At 64.9% G+C, this 2,946-nt stretch carries 4 protein-coding genes and 1 pseudogene; all 5 read right to left on the bottom strand.

Features of this window, described 5'->3' with window-relative positions:
• Positions 1-449 (bottom strand): annotated as a pseudogene (locus RMO57_RS06775) (RNA polymerase factor sigma-54); the annotation flags it as partial.
• Positions 450-453: 4 nt separating this feature from the next.
• Positions 454-1,224, bottom strand: a complete 771-nt coding sequence (lptB, locus tag RMO57_RS06770; protein WP_310385309.1) for an LPS export ABC transporter ATP-binding protein — start codon at positions 1,222-1,224, stop codon at positions 454-456.
• A gap of 26 nt (positions 1,225-1,250) precedes the next feature.
• Entirely contained in the window at positions 1,251-1,886 is a 636-nt protein-coding gene (gene lptA / locus RMO57_RS06765) for a lipopolysaccharide transport periplasmic protein LptA (RefSeq protein ID WP_310385308.1), read from the bottom strand.
• Positions 1,887-2,021: 135 nt separating this feature from the next.
• On the bottom strand, positions 2,022-2,678 hold the full coding sequence (locus RMO57_RS06760; protein WP_310385307.1) for a thiol:disulfide interchange protein DsbA/DsbL: 657 nt from the start codon (positions 2,676-2,678) through the stop codon (positions 2,022-2,024).
• 4 nt (positions 2,679-2,682) lie between these two features.
• On the bottom strand, positions 2,683-2,946 hold a 264-nt coding region (locus RMO57_RS06755), incomplete at its 5' end, for a DsbA family protein (protein WP_310385306.1).

The following is a 2,946-nucleotide window of genomic DNA, read 5'->3' as shown; positions in this document are numbered from 1 at the left end:
CGCTCTTGCAGGCTGATCTCGCCATTCGACTGGTCGGCATGCTCGCCGTCGTCGTCATTGTTGTTGGCGCTGCCGGGGCTGTTGGCGGGCAGTTCGCGGATGCCGTCGAAGTCATCGCGTTCGGTGCCGTTTTCCCAGTCCTCGCGCTCAGGCGCACCGAAGTCATCTGCCTGCAGCTCGGCGGTTGTTTCAACGCCGCCGCCCAGCTCCGCATCGGCGCCGCTGTCCTCGGCGGCGGTCGACTCGCTGAGCTGGCCGCGCAGCTCGGCCAACTCGGGCGCGGCAACGCTGAAATCCTCCTCGGTCTCCAGCAGCGGGTTCTGCGCCAGCATCTGCTCGACTTCTTGGTTCAGCTCCAAGGTGGAGAGCTGCAAGAGCCGGATCGACTGTTGCAACTGCGGCGTTAAAGAAAGATGCTGGCTCAGCCGTAGCTGCAGGGAGGGCTTCATCACACTACATGCGGAAGTTTTCGCCGAGATAGACCTTGCGCACGTCGGCGTTTTCGATGATCTCGGCCGGTGTGCCCTCGGCCAGCACCGAGCCTTCGCTGATGATGTAGGCGCGGTCACAAATGCCCAGCGTCTCGCGCACATTGTGGTCGGTGATCAGTACCCCGATGCCGCGCGCCTTCAGGAAACCGATGATGCGCTGGATCTCCAGCACCGCGATCGGGTCAACGCCGGCAAACGGCTCGTCCAGCAGGATGAAACGCGGCTGGGTGGCCAGCGCGCGGGCAATTTCGACGCGGCGCCGCTCGCCGCCCGACAAGGCCGGCGCCGGGCTGTCACGCAGTTTTTCGATGCTGAGATCGTGCAGCAGGCTCTCCAGCAGTTCGTTGATGCGGGCGGGCGACAGGGCGCGGCCGTCGGGCCCGATTTGCAGCTCCAGCACCGCGCGGATGTTCTGCTCGGTCGTCAGCTTGCGAAAGATCGACGCCTCTTGCGGCAAATAGCTCAGGCCTAAGCGCGCGCGTTGATGGATGGGCAAATGTTGCACCGCTTGGCCGTCAATGCGGATCTCGCCGGCGTCGGCGCGCACCAGGCCGACGATCATGTAAAAGCTGGTGGTCTTGCCAGCGCCGTTGGGGCCCAGCAAGCCGACTACCTCGCCGCTGTTGACGCCGACATGGACATTGGTGACGACGCGGCGCACGCCATAACTTTTGGCCAGGCCCTCGGCCTCAAGGCGGCTGCGCGGCCCGGACTCCAGGGCGGCGACGGGCATGTGTGCGTGCTGAGCGGCTGCGGCGCTCATAGCGGCTTGCGCTGCGGCAAGGTCAGGCTGGGCTGCAGCGGCACGGCGGACGCCGCCGGAACACCCGATGAAGCCGCTGAAGCCGCTGAAGCCGATGAAGGCGCCTCGGCCGCTGCCGCAGCACCGCGCGGCATCAGCACCACGCGCACCCGGCCGCTGGGGTGAGGCGACGCGTTGCCACCTTCGGCGGTGAAAACTTCGCTGCGATTGTTGTAGACGATGATGGCGCCGGTGACCTCGTCGGCGACCCGATTGCCCTGGGTGCGCCGCACCACCGCATTGCCCAAAAAGCGCACCGAGTCGCTGCGGGTGTCATATTCGAGCGCATCGGCAAAGCCTTCGATCGCTTCGCCCGGCACATCGCGAGCTTGGCGGAAGCTGACTTGCTTGCCGGTTTTACCGCTGGCATTGGCCTGGTAATAGCCATCACCGGTTTCGCGCAGGTCGATGCGCTCGGCCCGCAACAGCAGGCTGCCACGGCTCAGCACCACATCGCCGAGGAATTCGGTCCGTTGATTGGCGACGTCAACACTGCCGCCCTTCTCGGAGACGATGTTCAGCGGCATCAGGCGATCGGCTTTTTCGGCCTGTGCTGGCCCCGCGGCCAGCAGCAGCAAGCCAGCGAAGCCCATGGCGAGACCAAGCAGCTGGGGCGGCAAAGAGGCGGGGTTGCGTCGAGGGGCGGGCTTTGGGATAGGCATCATCTGGGTGGCGGCACAATTCTTGCAGTTCATTCTAGCCGGCCGACTCTGCTGTCGCCCGAGCTCCTAGCCCTTGCTGCGGGCCAGCTTGATCAACTGATCGGTAACGGCCAAGGCCTGCGGCATGCCGCCGGCCATGCTGGGTGAGGTCAAAAAGCGCCCGCCGACGCCCAAGGCCGGCACGCCGTCGGCGCGATAGGCCTCGGCCAGCTTGGTCGATTGACCCAGGCGGGCCTGGGCGCCGAAGGAATTGAAGGCGGCGCTGAACTTGCCGGCGTCCAGGCCCTTGCTGACGGCCCAGGCGGTGATGGCCTTCTCGCTGCTCAGATCCAGGCGCTCAACTTGCAGGGCATTGAAAACCTGTGTGTGCAGATCGCCCAGGCGGCCCAGGCTCTCCAGCGCATAGAACAGGCGCTGATGCAGCTTGTGCATGGCACCCATGCCGACATGAATTTGGCGCAGCTGCACGTCGGGCGGCAATTGCTTGCTCCAGGCGCTGACGACAGGATCAAAGGCAAAGCAATGCGGGCAGGTGTAGAGGAAGAACTCGAACACCTCGATCTTGCCATTGGCGGCAGCCGCCAGCGGTTGGCTCAGGCGCAGGAACTGTTTGCCTTCGACCGGCATGGCTGGCCCGGCAGCTTGGGCCAGGCTCAGGCCGGGCAAGCCCGCCGCAGCCAATGCGGCGAGGCCGCTGCTGAAGCGTCGACGTTGAATCTTCATGGATTTAGACCTTGTTGCGGGCGAGTTTGATCAAATAATCGGCCACGGCCAGTGCATGCTGGCCATGTTGCAGTTCACTCTGCCCTTGCACGCCGGCCATCGCCGGCGAGGTCAGAAACTTGCCGCCTATGCCGAGCGCCGGCACACCGTCAATGCGGTAGTTCTCCGACAGCTTGCTGGCCTGGGTGCTCTTGGTCTGCACGCCGAAGGAGTTGAAGGCAGCGGTGAACTTGGCCATGTCCAGGCCCATGCGGGTGGCCAAGTCGAG

This window comes from Roseateles sp., assembly GCF_031397715.1.
Taxonomy (GTDB): Bacteria; Pseudomonadota; Gammaproteobacteria; order Burkholderiales; family Burkholderiaceae_C; genus Paucibacter_A.
Note: the sequence above shows the minus strand (reverse complement) of the source record. Positions and strands in the feature narration are given on the sequence as shown.

Coding starts and splice junctions, on each gene's coding strand:
- lptB (WP_310385309.1), bottom strand. CDS start 1,224: ATGCCCGTCGCCGCCCTGGAGTCCGGGCCGCGCAGCCGCCTTGAGGCC.
- lptA (WP_310385308.1), bottom strand. CDS start 1,886: ATGGGCTTCGCTGGCTTGCTGCTGCTGGCCGCGGGGCCAGCACAGGCC.
- RMO57_RS06760 (WP_310385307.1), bottom strand. CDS start 2,678: ATGAAGATTCAACGTCGACGCTTCAGCAGCGGCCTCGCCGCATTGGCT.